General features: G+C 37.6%; 17 protein-coding genes. 14 read left to right on the top strand and 3 right to left on the bottom strand.

Features of this window, described 5'->3' with window-relative positions; translation table 11 throughout:
* From H4J52_RS11975 to H4J52_RS11935, 9 genes are all read left to right on the top strand, one after another.
* The gene (locus H4J52_RS11975) at positions 1 to 681 is read left to right on the top strand and encodes a molybdenum cofactor guanylyltransferase (RefSeq protein ID WP_182177182.1); all 681 of its coding nucleotides are present in this window, start codon (positions 1 to 3) and stop codon (positions 679 to 681) included.
* A gap of 167 nt (positions 682 to 848) precedes the next feature.
* A complete protein-coding gene (gene moaB, locus H4J52_RS11970; protein ID WP_182177181.1) occupies positions 849 to 1,391 on the top strand; it encodes a molybdenum cofactor biosynthesis protein B in 543 nt (180 codons plus the stop codon).
* Positions 1,391 to 1,936, top strand: a complete 546-nt coding sequence (gene moaC / locus H4J52_RS11965; RefSeq protein ID WP_182177180.1) for a cyclic pyranopterin monophosphate synthase MoaC — start codon at positions 1,391 to 1,393, stop codon at positions 1,934 to 1,936. Before moaB ends, moaC begins: the two co-directional genes overlap by 1 nt.
* A gap of 3 nt (positions 1,937 to 1,939) precedes the next feature.
* Positions 1,940 to 2,188 (top strand): MoaD/ThiS family protein, encoded by a 249-nt coding sequence (locus tag H4J52_RS11960; RefSeq protein WP_182224766.1) that lies wholly within the window; start codon positions 1,940 to 1,942, stop codon positions 2,186 to 2,188.
* A gap of 10 nt (positions 2,189 to 2,198) precedes the next feature.
* Positions 2,199 to 2,675 (top strand): molybdopterin synthase catalytic subunit MoaE, encoded by a 477-nt coding sequence (gene moaE, locus H4J52_RS11955; RefSeq protein ID WP_182224764.1) that lies wholly within the window; start codon positions 2,199 to 2,201, stop codon positions 2,673 to 2,675.
* A gap of 2 nt (positions 2,676 to 2,677) precedes the next feature.
* Complete coding sequence (modA, locus tag H4J52_RS11950; protein ID WP_182224762.1) at positions 2,678 to 3,496, top strand: molybdate ABC transporter substrate-binding protein; 819 nt, start codon at positions 2,678 to 2,680, stop codon at positions 3,494 to 3,496.
* Between the two features lie 40 nt (positions 3,497 to 3,536).
* The gene (modB, locus tag H4J52_RS11945) at positions 3,537 to 4,196 is read left to right on the top strand and encodes a molybdate ABC transporter permease subunit (protein WP_259366615.1); all 660 of its coding nucleotides are present in this window, start codon (positions 3,537 to 3,539) and stop codon (positions 4,194 to 4,196) included.
* Complete coding sequence (gene modC / locus H4J52_RS11940) at positions 4,189 to 5,259, top strand: molybdenum ABC transporter ATP-binding protein (protein ID WP_182177176.1); 1,071 nt, start codon at positions 4,189 to 4,191, stop codon at positions 5,257 to 5,259. The genes modB and modC overlap by 8 nt, the downstream gene beginning before the upstream one ends.
* A gap of 40 nt (positions 5,260 to 5,299) precedes the next feature.
* Positions 5,300 to 6,049, top strand: a complete 750-nt coding sequence (locus H4J52_RS11935) for a HesA/MoeB/ThiF family protein (RefSeq protein ID WP_182177175.1) — start codon at positions 5,300 to 5,302, stop codon at positions 6,047 to 6,049.
* A gap of 476 nt (positions 6,050 to 6,525) precedes the next feature.
* On the opposite strand, the gene H4J52_RS11930 is transcribed toward H4J52_RS11935, so the two are convergent.
* Positions 6,526 to 6,906 (bottom strand): hypothetical protein, encoded by a 381-nt coding sequence (locus H4J52_RS11930; RefSeq protein ID WP_182224758.1) that lies wholly within the window; start codon positions 6,904 to 6,906, stop codon positions 6,526 to 6,528.
* Between the two features lie 418 nt (positions 6,907 to 7,324).
* The gene (locus H4J52_RS11925) at positions 7,325 to 9,130 is read right to left on the bottom strand and encodes a DUF885 family protein (protein ID WP_182224756.1); all 1,806 of its coding nucleotides are present in this window, start codon (positions 9,128 to 9,130) and stop codon (positions 7,325 to 7,327) included.
* Between the two features lie 307 nt (positions 9,131 to 9,437).
* Between H4J52_RS11925 and H4J52_RS11920 the strand changes: the two genes are divergently transcribed.
* Entirely contained in the window at positions 9,438 to 10,991 is a 1,554-nt protein-coding gene (locus tag H4J52_RS11920) for an aminotransferase class V-fold PLP-dependent enzyme (RefSeq protein ID WP_182224755.1), read from the top strand.
* Between the two features lie 370 nt (positions 10,992 to 11,361).
* A complete protein-coding gene (locus tag H4J52_RS11915) occupies positions 11,362 to 12,309 on the top strand; it encodes a class I SAM-dependent methyltransferase (protein WP_182177167.1) in 948 nt (315 codons plus the stop codon).
* A gap of 435 nt (positions 12,310 to 12,744) precedes the next feature.
* Here H4J52_RS11915 and H4J52_RS11910 read toward each other — a convergent pair whose 3' ends face one another.
* Entirely contained in the window at positions 12,745 to 13,350 is a 606-nt protein-coding gene (locus H4J52_RS11910; RefSeq protein ID WP_182224753.1) for a GNAT family N-acetyltransferase, read from the bottom strand.
* A 109-nt stretch (positions 13,351 to 13,459) separates the two neighbouring features.
* Between H4J52_RS11910 and H4J52_RS11905 the strand changes: the two genes are divergently transcribed.
* The 3 genes from H4J52_RS11905 (at position 13,460) to H4J52_RS11895 (ending at position 15,978) form a co-directional block, all read left to right on the top strand.
* Complete coding sequence (locus H4J52_RS11905; RefSeq protein ID WP_182224751.1) at positions 13,460 to 14,830, top strand: FAD-binding oxidoreductase; 1,371 nt, start codon at positions 13,460 to 13,462, stop codon at positions 14,828 to 14,830.
* A 585-nt stretch (positions 14,831 to 15,415) separates the two neighbouring features.
* Complete coding sequence (locus tag H4J52_RS11900; RefSeq protein WP_182224749.1) at positions 15,416 to 15,706, top strand: phage integrase N-terminal SAM-like domain-containing protein; 291 nt, start codon at positions 15,416 to 15,418, stop codon at positions 15,704 to 15,706.
* Between the two features lie 20 nt (positions 15,707 to 15,726).
* Positions 15,727 to 15,978: a hypothetical protein gene (locus H4J52_RS11895; protein ID WP_182223619.1), complete on the top strand. Its 252-nt coding sequence runs from the start codon at positions 15,727 to 15,729 to the stop codon at positions 15,976 to 15,978.
* Positions 15,979 to 16,077: the final 99 nt, after the last annotated feature.

Genomic DNA, 16,077 nt, shown 5'->3' with positions numbered 1-16,077 from the left:
ATGAGTACAACTTTGTATAATCAAGCGTGTTTAGGCGTGGTATTAGCTGGCGGGAAATCTTCTCGGATGGGCACTGATAAAGCCTTGTTAATGCGTGAAAATACTGCGGTGAATGGGCAAGCACGTGGCAAAGAAAATATGCTTAGTTACAGTAAAAACTTGCTGAAAAATATAGGTGTAAATAATATTGTTGTCAGTGGTTATGTTGATGGAACTGATGTGAACAGCGTAAATTATGTTACTGACCAATTTGCCGACCTTGGCCCAATGGGTGGCATTTATAGCGTGATTAAAAAATACCAGCCTAAATCATTACTCATTTTACCGGTTGATTTACCTTTAATGACCAAGGAAACACTTGCGCAGTTAAAAATCAAAGGTGAATTAGCCCAAAAAGCCTGCTTTTTCATCGATCATTTTCTACCGCTTTATTTACCTAATAATGCTTTTGTTGAGCAATTTTTTACTACGCACTTTATGCAATACTTACAAGGTAATACCAGTGGCTTAACCAAAAGTAATAGCAAGATAAAAAAGGGCCCTTCTATTCGTTCTATGTTTGCACAAGTACCGTATCAGGCTTTAGCAATAAAGTCGTCACAGTGCTTATTTAATAGCAACACACCGCAAGAATGGCAACAAGCACAGTTGGGCATTAATTCTTTAAGTAAAAAAATGTAAAAGTTGTCATACTGAACTTGTCTCTGTCTCCAGTCACGAGACCCTGAAACGCAGGCTATTTTTGCCGACTGAGCCTAAATACCTACATCCATGTAGGCGAGTGCAAAATGATGAGTATTCATTGATCTAGAAGATAATTTAAATATTAATAAAATTTAGGAAAAACCATGAGCTCTTTACATAGCGGTAACGCTTTTATTCCCTTATCAATTGCCGTACTAACGGTTTCTGACACCCGCGATGAATCTAATGATACTTCTGGGCAAGTACTGGTTGAACGCTTAATAGAGGCCGGTCATAAACTCAGCGATAAAGTGATTGTTAAGGATGACGTTTATCAATTACGCGCCATCGTTTCAAAATGGATAGCTGATGATACTGTGCAGGCGATAATTTCTACTGGCGGTACTGGCTTTACGGCTCGTGATAATACACCTGAAGCATTATTGCCCTTATTTGACAAAAATGTTGAAGGCTTTGGTGAAGTTTTTCGTGCTATTTCACTTGATGAAATTGGCACATCAACGATTCAGTCGCGTGCCTTTGGTGGTATTGCAAATAGCACTGTTATTATGTGTGTGCCGGGTTCAACCAATGCTTGTCGAACGGCTTGGGATAAGCTGATAAAAGAACAACTTGATGCGAGCCATCGCCCTTGTAATTTTGTGCCACATTTAAAAATGGCAGAAGTGTGTGAGACACGTGATTAATGAGCCATCCTAGCGAACAGCTTAATACAAACGAGCCAACGTTAAGCCATGTAAACAAACGTGGTGAAGCGAATATGGTTGACGTTACTGAAAAAGCCATGACGTCACGCTCGGCGACTGCCGAAGGTTATATTCAAATGTCGGCGCGCACTTTGTCGTTAATCACTCAAGGTGACAATAAAAAGGGCGATGTGTTTTCTGTCGCTCGTATTGCTGGCATTCAAGCTGCCAAAAAATGCAGTGATTTAATTCCGCTTTGTCATCCGTTAATGTTGACAAAAGTAAAAGTGGATTTCACTATTGATGAAGAAAACAGCCAAGTGCATGTGACCAGTTTGTGTAAGTTAACTGGGCAAACGGGTGTTGAAATGGAAGCATTAACCGCTGTTTCAGTGGCTTGTTTAACCTTATTTGATATGTGCAAAGCGGCAGACCCTTTAATGGAAATTCATGGTATTCGTGTCATGACCAAAGAAGGGGGTAAATCAGGCTCTTGGCAAGCAAAAGCTGAGCAAGCTTTACAGGAACACAAGAATGAAGGATAACGCATGATCAAAGTGATATTTTTTGCTGCTCTACGTGAAGAACTCGGCTGTGGCGGCACTGAAATAAGTGCGACGAACGTTAATACCGTTGCAGAAGTAAAATTGGCTTTAGGGCAAAAAAATAATGACTGGCAACATTATTTAACGAATAATTCATTACTTTGTGCGGTTAATCATCAAATGGTTAGTCGTGACTTTTCGGTGAAAGCAGGAGACGAAGTCGCTTTCTTTCCACCCGTCACCGGAGGATAAAATAGTTAATATGACGAGTCTCATTAATAAGTACCCAGAGATTAGTATTCAAACCGAAGACTTTAATCACGGTGTTGAAGTTAATCTTTTAGAAAAAAATAACGTTGAAGATGGCGCAGTAGTGACTTTTAGCGGTCGCGTGCGCAATAATAATTTAGGGCTAAAAGTAAAAGGGTTATTCCTTGAGCATTACCCAGACATGACTGAAAAGCTGTTAGCTGAAATTATTGAAACAGCGAAACAACGTTGGAATATTGGCCGCGTAAAAGTTATTCATCGTATAGGTCAGTTAGCCATTGGTGAACAAATTGTTTTTGTGGGTATAACCAGCAAGCATCGTCAAGATGCCTTTGCCGCTAACGAATTCATTATGGATTTTTTGAAAGTTAACGCGCCGTTTTGGAAAAAAGAACTCACTGAATTGGGTGAATCATGGCTTGAAGCGAAAACCAGTGATAAAGAAAAAGCACAGGCGTGGAGTAAATAGCAGTGAACTTATGGCTAGGTCGTATTTTAATTAGCGCAATCTTTTTTGGACTCATGCTGTTTTCATCTCGTTTCGTTGAAGCTAAAAATGTATTAACATTCGATGATAAACCTTTACGTATTGCCGTAGCTTCTAACTTCGCCCCGACCTTAACAAAACTATTAGCGCGTTTTAACCTCAATCAAGAGCATTTTCCTAAACCTATAATTATTGCTGCTTCTAGCGGTACCTTATTTCTTCAAATTAAACATGGCGCTTCTTTTGATGTATTCTTATCTGCTGATACTAAGCGACCACAATTATTAACTACAGCCGATTTAGCGGTTAAAGATAGTCAGCAAACCTATGCTTATGGGGCGTTAGCGCTTTGGTCTGCCAAAAAAGAGATCACCACTGATGTGTTGACTGCTTTGAAAAATAACCAGCACCGTTTGGCTATCGCTAATCCTAAAATTGCACCTTATGGAAAAGCGGCAAAACAGGTGTTAGAACATTTACAACTGTGGGACAGTTATAAAACAAGGCTCATTCAAGGTATTAATATTATTCAAACGTTTCAGCAAACACGTTCACAAGCGGTAAACTTAGGTATCGTCAGTAATAGCCAATTAGTGTTGAACCATTTTAAGGGCGTGTTAATACCTTCTCATTTCCATCAGCCAATAAAACAGCAATTAGTGATTTTAAAGCGCAGTAAAAACATTCAACAAGCCCAGCGTTTTGTTTCATTGTTAATGAGCAAGCAAGCTCAGCAATTTATTGCTGAATCAGGGTATGCGAAACTCAATGTAATGAAAGATGAAGGTAACAGCAGTGAATAATACCCATCCTGATATTCTTGCGCTGATCACCACACTTAAAATGGCAGGTATTACCACCATTATTCTGATGTTAATCGGTACTCCGCTAGCATGGTTTCTCGCTAAAATGCAAAGTCGAGCGAAAGTTTTTATCGAGGCTTTAGTGGCTTTACCTTTAGTCTTACCTCCAACCGTATTGGGTTTTTATTTATTACTGCTATTTTCGCCGCAATATTTGCCCGGACAAATTTGGCAACAAGCAACGGGACAACAACTCGCCTTTAGTTTTTCGGCCATTGTTATTGGTTCAGTGTTGTATTCACTCCCCTTTGTTGTTCAGCCCCTGCAAAAGGCTTTTGAGCAATTGGGTGACGACTTATTAGAAGCGGCAGCTATGTTAGGCGCTAGCGCCTTTGATCGATTTTTCACGATTGTATTACCGATTACCAAAGCGAGTTTTATTACCGCAGCTAGTTTAGGCTTTGCTCATACGGTAGGAGAGTTTGGTGTGGTCTTGATGATTGGCGGTAATATTCCCGGTGAAACACGTGTGCTTTCAATCGCCTTGTTTGATCATGTTGAAGCGTTTGACTATGCTCAAGCGCATATTATTTCAATCAGTTTAGTCATCTCTTCTCTTGTTTTATTGTCGTTGATTTATTTACTTAATCGTCCAACTAAAAATAAGCGAATAAATCAAAGAGGCTTAATTGATGGCTGAATTAGCGCTTAATTTTATTGTTCAACATGACGACTTTTTATTGTCTGTCGACGAAAAAATATCCTTGTGTGGTATTACCGGCGTTTTTGGGCATTCAGGTTCAGGAAAGTCGACGTTATTAAAAGTGATCGCAGGGCTTGAAAAGCAGGCACACGGCACACTATCTATTGATAACGATGAACTACTTAACAGTGCAACAAAAACCTTTGTGGCTCCGCAGCAACGTAATATCGGCTTAGTCTTTCAAAATAGTCGTTTATTCCCTCATTTAAGTGTTGAAGATAACCTGCATTACGGTCAAAAACGTAATCAGAATTGTGTCCTTGATTTCTCAGAAATAATCGAATTAACGCAATTAAAACCCTTGCTTGGTAAAGCCGTTACTCAACTGTCTGGGGGGGAACAACAGCGAGTAGCGTTAGCAAGAGCCTTGTTAGCAGAGCCCCAATTATTATTACTTGATGAGCCGCTGAGTGCTCTCGATGATAGAAATAAAATAACATTACTAGCCGTACTCGAAAAAGTGAAACAGCAGCTTAATTTACCCATGCTATACGTCAGCCATTCTTTAGACGAGCTTCAACAGCTTGCTGATAATTTGTTGGTGATATCGTCTGGCAAAGTGAGTCATCATGGTGATATCCACGAAGTTATTCATCAATTGACAACAAATAACGAAATATTGCACCAAACCAGTTTGTCGTTAACTGTAAAATCGCACTTACCTGAGTACGGTTTAACAAGCTTAGCATTGGGCGAACAGCAAATATTTATTGCTTGTGATCATGAGCCTAACAAAGCAAAAAAAGTACGCTGTATTATTGCGGCAAGTGATATTAGTATCACCTTACATGAGCCTATCGAAAGCTCTATTGTTAATCATTTGTTTGGGACCATAACCTGTTTTGACAAAAGTGATAAGCAAGTGCTGTTAACTGTAACTTGTTCGGAGCAAAAATTCTTTGTGACGATCACTACATGGTCAGCTAAACGTTTATCGTTAACGATAGGCCAAAGTATATTTATTCAATTTAAAGCGAATGCAGTGCGTTCACTGCGCTAATGTAAACGTTATTAATCTTCTTTAGGAAACTATGCTGCTTATGTTATCTCAACACGAACAACTACGTTACAGTCGCCAAATTATGCTAAAAAAAATAGGTGAGAATGGCCAGTTAGCTTTGCGCGATGCTAAAGTACTCATTGTTGGTATGGGCGGCTTAGGTAACCCAGTGAGCTTATATTTAGCTGCAGCAGGCGTTGGTACTTTGTTTATTGCTGATGGCGACAACGTTGATATAACTAATCTACAACGGCAAATATTATTTACCGAAAGTGATGTTGGTACAAATAAAGCGGATATTGGCGCAGAAAAATTACAACAGCATAATAGTGATATTACGGTTGAGGTGATTGATGAAATGCTCGATACAGAATTAGCTCACTATTATATTGAGCAGGTCGATGTGGTAATCGACTGTACTGATAATATCGCGACGCGTTATTTATTGAACCAAGTGTGTGTTGATAAAAAAACGCCATTAATTGTGGGGGCAGCTACGGGATTTGACGGTCAACAGTTAGTGGTTGACCCTCGTGACCCAGAAAGTGCCTGTTATCAATGCTTATTTCCTGCCAGTGAAAAAGCGCCAACAAATAACTGCCAAACCGTAGGTATTGTCGGACCTGTATTAGCGATTGTTGCAGGTATGCAATCGTTGCAAGCCATAAAGTTATTAACAGGCAATGCGATACATATTAACCAGCTAAATATGTTTGATGGTTTATCAAACCAATGGCAACAATTTAGCTTGAAAAAACAGCCCGATTGTCCAGTTTGTGGCGATTGCTAAGTTATATCTTACTAGTCAGGCAGTTTACCTGCTTGGTTAAACGGTAAACTTATAATTTTCTATATCAATAACTGAGAGTTTTAATAAGTTTATTTTCCTAGTTTTCTTAAAACGTCCTTCATATGAAGGCGAAATGTTTTGTCAAATTTAGATTCACTACATCGACGTATTCGAGTTTTCTTCATGGGTCCAAGACCTAAATAACTCATATCAGTAACGCTAGTGCAGAGACCATTGTTATCTTTATATACTGTGGTATTACCATAATGAGAGGTCCTCATATTCATTTTTTTCGCCCCTTCAAGTACGCTTTCAGTTTTTGTTATTGAGTGAGGGACAGGTTCAGGATCTGCATGCATTAAAGACATGGACTCAAAACGTTGAGACTCAACTAGCGCTTCTTTAATTACTTTATTATTAATAGACAATTTTAATTTATTCAATTGTTCATATGCAGAAAAATCAATTACTTTATTCTAATTTTCTTCAGGTTTTTTTGATACTGAAGTACTCACCGTTGTGGCTGACTTTAGTGTGTTTTTTATCTTATTTGAAGCAGGACCGTTATTTGTAATCGTTTTACTTGTTTCTGGTTTTGGCAATTCATGTTTATCAACTTTAGTTGATTTTACAATGTAGCTATTAGTTTTTTGAGCATCGATTATGTCTTTACTTTTGATTATTTTGATTTCATCTATTGATGAATTATATAAATAACTTTTGATGATTTTTTTTTGTTCTAATTTTTTTTCAGGTAAAGAGGGCACGACCCCTTTTAATGAAAGTAAAATAATCACGTGAATAACAACAGAAGCAGTGAGCGCTATATAGTTTTTATTAAAAAAAGTCAGTTTCATTACTCTCGGGTGGATAACTATTGATTTGTGAAAGCCATTCTTTAAAAGTTTTTGACCTTGTCAGTATGTAACTTTCTTCAATACACCATTGTGAATAGAGGTTAGATGAAGTTTCAATTTGCTGTAACCAATTCTTCCAATGAATCCATTGTGTAGATTTTACCTCATCGGTATTAATATTTAATTCACCGTTATATCTAACAACCAAGATAGAGCAAATTAATCACCAATAACTTTTTGATAAATAAGGTGATAACTGTATTGGTAACTTCTGAAATATCAAAAAATCAATGCCTAACTCAAATTGACATCGCCTTTTAACCGCTTCGATATTTTATTTTACTCTTTTTTGATTTTAAATTAACATTTATTACATTTTTTTACTATCTAGAGTGGGATGCCATAGAAAAATAAAAGTCTATTTTTCAGCAAACATTACTAATGTTGCTTTAATATAAGCGTTAATTTGGTCTTCTAGCACTTGTAAAGGTACCGAGCCATTTTTCAAAATTTGATGATGAAACTCACGCACATCAAAGTTTTTTCCTAATTTAGTTTCTGTTTTTTTACGTAGATTTCTGATGGTGATCTCACCAATCTTGTAAGATAACGCTTGTCCTGCCCAAGAAATATAACGATCAATTTCTGTTGTTACATTATGGGTTGAGAGTGCAGTGTTATCAGTCATAAAGTTAATCGCGCGCTCTCTTGACCAGCCTTTAACATGCATACCCGTATCAACAACAAGACGAGCGGCACGCCACATTTCATAGGTTAATCGGCCAAAGTTACTGTAATTATCTTTATAAATTCCCGCTTCAATGCCTAACCATTCAGCATATAAACCCCAGCCTTCACCGAAGGCCGAAATGTAAGCATTTTGGCGATATGATGGTAAATTATCTAATTCGCTATTAAGTGATATTTGCAAGTGATGTCCCGGCACGCCCTCATGTAATGTAAGGGCAGGTAATACATAAAGAGGGCGCTTATCTAATGCATAGGTATTTACCCAATAATAACCCGGCTGACTATCGTTTTGTGCACGAATATAACGGCCCGTAGTATATTTAGGTGCAATACTTTCTGGCACAGGTGCAACCCCATAAGGTGACCGTGGTAAATGCTTAAATAAGGTGGGTAATTTTGCATCCATTTGTTTTGCTATGTATGAAGCTTCTTTAATTAACGCTAATGGTGTTTTCGCGTAAAATTGTGGATCTGTACGTAGAAAATGCGTGAACTCAGTGAAAGACCCTTCAAATCCCGTTTTTGCAATAATCTCAGCCATTTCTTGGCGAATGCGTTTAACTTCACTCAAGCCTAATACATGAATTTGCTCAGGTGTCATGTCTGTTGTGGTGTAATGCTTTACACGGTTGCTATAAAACTCATTACCGTTAGGCGTTTCGGAAACACCGATGCTTTTACGTGCCTTGGGGAAATATTCTTGGGTAAAAAATTCATAATAGCCCTGATAAGCAGGAATCACTTGGGCTTCTAATATTGTAATAAGCTGCTGCTTTTTATCATCTAGCACTTTAGCGTTAATTAAATTAGATGCGGTGGTAAAAGGTTTAAGAAATTCAGAATCATTTATATGCTCAGGAATAAAAGCAAGTATCGATTGCTCATAGCCAACTAACACTGCTTGAGGCTGCGTAATACCTGTTGCCAACCCTTGCTGCATCCAATAAATATTTTGATCGAAATATTCAGGAAGCGCCGATAGCTTGTTTAGATATAATTCAATATCTTTTTCTTTTCTAAATTTTGTATTGTTGATGAAAAAGTTTAAATTTGAGTGAAAACCAGACTCAGATTTGAATGGCATGTAATGTGATTTAAAGTGATAGTTAGCGATATTATTATCGAGTTGAGCCTTGATAATTGAATAATTAATCTGGTTATCGTCTGAAAGGGCATCTTGATTGATCGCTTCAAATACCGATGCTATTACTAGGCGTTCTTGGTATTTTTTCTCTAAGGCTTGCGGTGATAAATCAGGCCATAAATTTTCTTTCTTCTCGACTTCATTTTCGACATTATCTTGTTTATAAAGTCCTTTGCTTGAACGATGATTTAATAGTTGCTGAACCGCAGCATCAAATTTTTTATTGGCTGTGTTCTGAGTTGAAGCTGCATTGTTACTTGCTATTTGGCAAGCGCTAAGGGTAATTATAATCGCGGGTACAACGAGCAATTGACCTAAAGAAAAGTTCATGTTTATACATTCTGACGTGAAAAAACGACCCTTAACGTAACGTAATTTTCTGCAAGTAAACAGTTTTGTACGACGAATTGTTTTACTAATCAGCTTAAATACAAATAAACTCAAGCATTTTATCATTTTTGTTAAAAAATGAGTTTTCGTTAGCCGAACATATAAGTGTTCAATGTAGACTGTATTTCTCCTAATTACTGTTATTTGAAATTATTTTGCGTAATTGTTGTTTATCTTGGTTTATGGTTGCTCATATTTGGTTTTTTGTTAGAATTATTTTATCGAAACAACCCGCGAGCTAAAAATCATGTCACTTGAAAATCACTTTCTTCCCTTTAGAAATAATATTATTGGTCAGTCGTTAACACATGAAATTAATGGCCAGCAATTAGATATTGTCTATGCAGATTGGACAGCAAGTGGTCGACTTTACGCGCCGATTGAAAGCTATATTACGAATACCCTAGGTCCTTTTGTTGCGAATACGCATACCGAAACTAATTTAACAGGTTGTGCGATGACGAATGCTTATCATGATGCGCAAAAAATAATAAAGCGTCATGTAAATGCTTGTGACAATGACGTACTGATTACAGCAGAAGCAGGAATGACCGGTGTTATTAACAAGTTTCAACGCATTTTGGGTTTGCGCATTCCTGAGCGTATGCAAGATCAAGTGACATTTGATGACTGCGATAAGCCAGTCGTTTTTATTACCCATATGGAACATCATTCAAACCAAACAACATGGTATGAGTGTGACGTAACTTTAGAAATTGTTGACCCTGACAGCAGCGGCTTACCCTCGTTAGCACACTTGAATTTATTACTTGAAAAATACCAAGATCGAAAAGTTAAAATAGGCTCATTTTCATCTTGTTCAAATGTTACCGGTATTAAAACACCCTATTATGAGTTAGCAGAAATAATGCATGAACATGGCGGTTTATGTTTTGTTGATTTTGCTTGTTCGGCGCCTTATGTCGATATTGATATGCATCCAACAAATTCAAAACAGAGTTTAGACGCCATTTTTTTTTCTCCTCATAAATTTCTGGGTGGCCCAGGTAGCTCAGGTGTTCTTATTTTTAATAAAGCGCTCTATAAAAATAAAGTGCCAGATCATCCTGGTGGCGGAACGGTAACGTGGACAAATCCGTGGGGCGAGCATAGCTTTTTTAATAACATCGAAATGCGTGAAGACGGTGGTACTCCGGGTTTTCTACAATGTATTCGTACCGCGTTGGCGATAAAAGTTAAAAACGCCATGGGTGTTGATAAGATCACCGCTCGCGAAAAAGAAATTACTGATTATGTAATGGACGAATTAGCAAAAAATGACAACGTAGTGATGTTAGAGAAAAATGTTAAAGACCGTTTAGCGATTGTTTCTTTTTATATACCCAATGTTCATTATAATTTAGTAGTGCGTTTACTTAACGATAAATTTGGTGTTCAAACACGTGGAGGCTGTTCATGTGCTGGGACTTATGGCCATATATTATTAAATGTTGATCACGATACTTCAAATAAGATCACTGAAAAAATAAATATGGGTGACTACGCAGAAAAACCCGGTTGGATCCGTGCTTCATTTCATCCTACCACCTCTGACAAAGAAGTAAGATACATTGTTGAAGCGATTAACCAAGTGACTGAAAACATTATTGAGTGGGCAAAAGAATATCGATTTAACCCTGCTACCGGTGATTTTGAGCACAAAAATTTTGCGGTGAACTATCCAAGTCTTACTGATTTTAATGCCTTAGCGCTAACCAATGTTGACGTTATGCCAACCGCAAAAGAAAAGGTGCTTGAACTTAACGCCTCACCTTCATTGCTCAAAAAAATCTTCGGTTAATATTTACTTATGTAAATAGCATGGTGGTTGTGTTGAAGATTAAGTGCTTACTCAATAGTTAGCCCTATTAGGAAGTAAAACATTTTCGTTTTTATATACTATGTATGTTAAATGGATATATCTAAGTACGTTCTGTTTTATTAAGCGCGTTGTTTCTGTGTCGATATCAGTGTTAACACATGGGTAGTTCGTTATAATGCCAATTAATAAGTTCGAGTTCCTGAGTCCTGTTATTACTTTGATTTTCTAGGATGTTTATGGGGAGCCATCCGTTCTTACAATATTTAAGCGATTGTCGGTATTTATTAACTTACTTGTTAACGAATACCAACAATAAACACGAAAAGATACTTACGGGCAGGGCATAGATTTGACACTAAATTGGCACGAGCTAATCGAAAAAGCATGGAATGATCGAAAAGACTTACTTGAGTCTGATGAATTTGATTGTTGGCGTGTTTTCCATGGTTACACAGAAGGCGCGTCAGGTGTCGTTATTGAAAAATTTGGCACAATGGTTATCGTTGAATATAAAGATGACATTCGTGATGACCTTGATGAGATTAAAGATGCGCTTTTACAGTGTTTTCCCTTCACACTTATTCTGGCTAAAGGCGATCAATCAATCGGTTTGCGGTTGAAAGATAGAATGTATGCGTTGCATGGTGACATTTCAGATGCACCAAAGTTCGCTAAAGAATACGGCATATCTTATGGGTTACTGCCTGATGCGATGCATAACTGTGGTTTGTATCTCGACGCGCGCCCTGTTCGTAAATGGCTAGCTCATAATAGTGAAGGACGCCGTGTACTTAACTTATTTTCATTTACGGGAAGTCTTGGTATAGCCGCTTTAAAAGGTGGTGCAAAAGCAGCTATTCATCTCGACAAATCGAAAGCGTTGTTACCACGTATCCAAAACAGTTATGAAATAAATGGCATGGATTTTGGAACTCGCAGCTTTATACAGGGTGATATCTATAAGCATTTACCTAAAGCGATAAAGAATGGTCAGCGGTTCGATGGTATTATTTTAGACCCTCCGCCGAAAGTATATAAATCACCTTATTCAGAACATCAGCCTAAGGGACAAGACTTTTCACGATTAGTCAGTCTTTGTTCAAAGCTTTTGAACCCTGGAGGTTGGTTAATTTGCTTATTTCATCGTTATGACGCTACGTGGGATCAATCAGATGCTGAGATTATAGCGTCATCGTCAGATACATTGAAAATGACTGAGCGCTTTACCAGTGAGTGTGATTTTCCTGATGATAATGTTGATCGAAAGCTAAGAGTGACCGTGTTCGAAAAAATTTAATACATTTAGTAGCACAAGTTAGGAGCATAAGTAACAAAGCAACCTTCAACTTACTTTTTCTGAGTACAGGCATCAAGCAAGTCTAACGTAAGTCGTTGTATGTAAACCTTCATGTTGAGATCATTTTTATACAGAAAATGATCTTTTCTTTTATTGTCATACCTTAATCAATTTTTATTCGATAAATATCTATAAGTCACCATGACTTTTATCAATATTGTCAGTAGTACGGATAAAATATTTACCCTGTTGTTTATCGACAATCCCATTGATAACACCACTGATGACACTCAAACATTAACATCGTTGCTTTTTGTGATAAGTAAGGGGGAATTTGAAAGCCATCGACGGAAGTTTACTCAAATATTTGTATAAACTACCGGCAGCATAAATAAGCATTTCGTTTACTGCTTTATTATTCTATGACAACAAGGATCATTTTTCAAAGCTGATGATCATTTCTGCTGCAACACAGTGGCACTCATCATTACAAGCAGGGCACTCATAACCTTGTTTACTGAGTTCATTCCAACGTTCAGGATGCTCTTTAATTAATACGCCACTACATTTTGTGAAGTATTTTACGGCACTATTACCGGGACTTTGTTTCCATAAATGGCTAATGCCAGCAGTTGCACCTTGTTTAATCGCTGCTTGTGTTGATAATTTGAGTAGCTGACTGCCCACGCCATAACCTCGATAGTTTTCATCAACCGTATTACATTTGAAATAACAGACTTTATCGGTAGGGTGCAGCCACAGTTTAGGGCTACACCATGAGTCAATTTCCCATTGATTAATCGCGTAAGTTAATCGAAAACCAATCAGTTTCTCACCAAGGTAAGCAACAAAGTTTGCGTTTATTTCGACACCACCGTGCGGTTTCAATAAGCCTTTGTTATACCAGATGTTCATGTTTGAATCATCAATATAACCCGCCCCGTGAACAGCCGTACCCAAAGCGATTATTGCTGAAAAATCGTTAGGTAACATCTCACGGTAAGACACTTGAGGGTTTTCCACTTTGCTCTGTTTTTTCATGTTGACTATTTATTTAAATAAAATTGTATTTTAGACATTCAGCTTAGCAAATTTATAATAAATACGGTAAGGTTTCCGTGGTTTTCTTTATTAGAGCAGTGTTAAAAAGATGTACGATCCTTTACATGACAAATCGCCCGGTTGCGGCGAAGCATACCCTGATAGCTATTGGGCTGAAAATGCTGATATACAAAATAATGCCCCACAAAGTGATGGACAAATTAGTCAAGATGTCGACGTTGATGTTGCAATCATTGGTGCAGGTTATACAGGGCTTTCTTGTGCATTATATTTAGCGCGTGAGCATGGTATTAAAGCGCATGTGCTAGAAGCTAATCAAACAGCTTGGGGTTGTAGCGGCAGAAATGCGGGTTTTATTTTAAAGTCTTCAGGTCGTAAATCTTATAGTGATATGGCGCAGAAATGGGGTGAAGAAGTAATGCGCGGCATTTATGATGAAATGTGTGCAGGCGTAGAAACAGTAAAGTCACTCATCGCAGAAGGCATTGATTGCGACGTACAAACACGTGGTTTTTTAAAAGTTGCCCATAAACCAAGTAAATTGGCTGAGCTTATTATTCAGGCAAAACTTCAACAAAAAACCTTTGCGGGTATCAAAAATAGTGATGTAGAAATTTTAACAAAAAACGAAGTTCGTCAACAATACATGGACGATAAAAATGCTTATGGCGCTATTCGTTATCAAGATGGTTTTGGCTTGAATCCGTTAAAACTGGCATGGGGTTATCAACGATTAGTACGTGAAGCTGGCGCTAAAGTTCACACCAGTTCACCCGTATTAGAAATACTAGATGAAGGACATCAACAAAAATTAATTACACCTAAAGGTGTGGTTAATGCTAAAAAAATTGTTATTGCAACTAATGGCTATACACCCAAAGGATTTCATTCATTAACGACGGATCGAACTTTACCGGTGCTTTCACAAATTATTGTCACGGAACCACTGTCAGAACAGCAGCTTGCAGAGTGTAACTTCTTAACGTCGAATGTTGTGATGGATACGCGTGCGCTCAAATACTATTACCGAAAGCTACCAGACAACCGTATTTTATTTGGTGGCCGTGGCGCTATAACGGGTAAGTCTGCGGATGATCCTTATTACGCTCAGCGCTTATTAGCGGTATTAAAAACAAGTTTTCCACCTTTAGCTAAGCTAAATTACCAGTATGCTTGGTCAGGCTGGATCTGTATGTCTTTAGACGACTTACCTCATATTTACCAAAACACGAAGAAAAATATTTTTTATAGCATGGGCTATTGTGGATCAGGTGTGTCATTTTCGGTGCAAGCAGGTAAGCGTTTAGCTGAAAAAGTGGCTGGAAAAGCTATCGACTCCGCAATAGAAAATCTTCCACTGTATAACTGTGAATTACCTAAATTTCCATTCGCGCCTTTGAGACGTGTTGGACAATGGGGATATTTTCATTATGGAAAAGTAAAAGATGAATGGTTTTAGTGATTGATGCTATCTCATGTCATTATGCAGAGCATTAGTGATTTTCAGGTTGTCTAAAATTGATCAACCTGAAAGATTTTAGTGAGAGTTTATGCCGCTTGTTTCAAAGCGGCCCTTATTTTTTCTTCTACATTAGGCGTTAAGTTACACGTATAAATAACTCAATAGCTTAACGGCTTTTAGTCAATATGTGGATCTTCACTAATAATGAGAATTCTCGTTCAGGACTTTCTTGGCTGTAGCTATATTGAGTTAAATCAACTGAAAAATTTACGTCAAAAGTCGTGAGAAAACTATAAAAAATGTCACAACAAATAAGAAAATTTAAAAACCTCTTAAGCTATGTACTGAATGGTCACTTATTAGCCAATTGCGGACATTAATGTTTTGTGAATACACGATCAAATTCAAGACAATTCCAACCAAAATTTACTGGTTGTTTGTTGGGCTGGTTTAAGCTCTAAGAACTAAACCGCTCCGCGGTAACGGTGTGTTTGGTTAGCATCGTTCATCCCTATACACATTCACTTTTTCCTACACTAAGTCTTGATGCATGTCGCCTCATCTTAGATTGGAGAATATCCTATGAACATCAGCCCATACTTTTCAGAACAACTACGCAAACGGTTTAACGAAGACATGATCATGTGTAAACTTGCCACTAAAACACAAATTGCGTATGTCCGTGGTGATAACAAACTCTGTCAATATTTACAACACTTACCTAAAGCCACCACCCAAGAAGAGTTGCATGAATTTCAACTTTTTATGGTTAATCACGGTGTTTCGAGCATCACAGTCAATGCCACGCTAACCGCATTAAAGTTCTTTTTCGAGATAACCCTAGACAAGTCAGAGGTTGCTGCAAGGGTCTGACCTGTGGTGGTTACACAGCAATGCAAGACACTATATCAACCGCTTTATCAAATGAACGAAGCCGTATCGAGATACTTCTTAATGAAAACTTAAACCAAGCAATAAAAGTAACGTTACTTAAGTTACTTGAATCAAGTAGCACTTTTACCGATTTAGCCAAATTAAAAAAGATGCCTAAGGATTTTTCGGCTAGTCAAATAGCGCAAGAGCTTAAGACACATAAAATCATACGTTCACTTTATTCTGTGATTAAGGGGCTTGATTACATTTAATAAAACAACTCTCTTTAATGACCAGCATAGTTGTATTCCAATGCCCACATAACGAGTGGAATACATTAATTTCAGATATAATGCTGATATTTGTAATCT

The sequence above is a fragment of the Colwellia sp. MB02u-14 genome (genome assembly GCF_014076915.1).
Classification (GTDB): domain Bacteria; phylum Pseudomonadota; class Gammaproteobacteria; order Enterobacterales; family Alteromonadaceae; genus Colwellia_A.
This window is presented reverse-complemented; position numbering and strand designations above follow the sequence as displayed.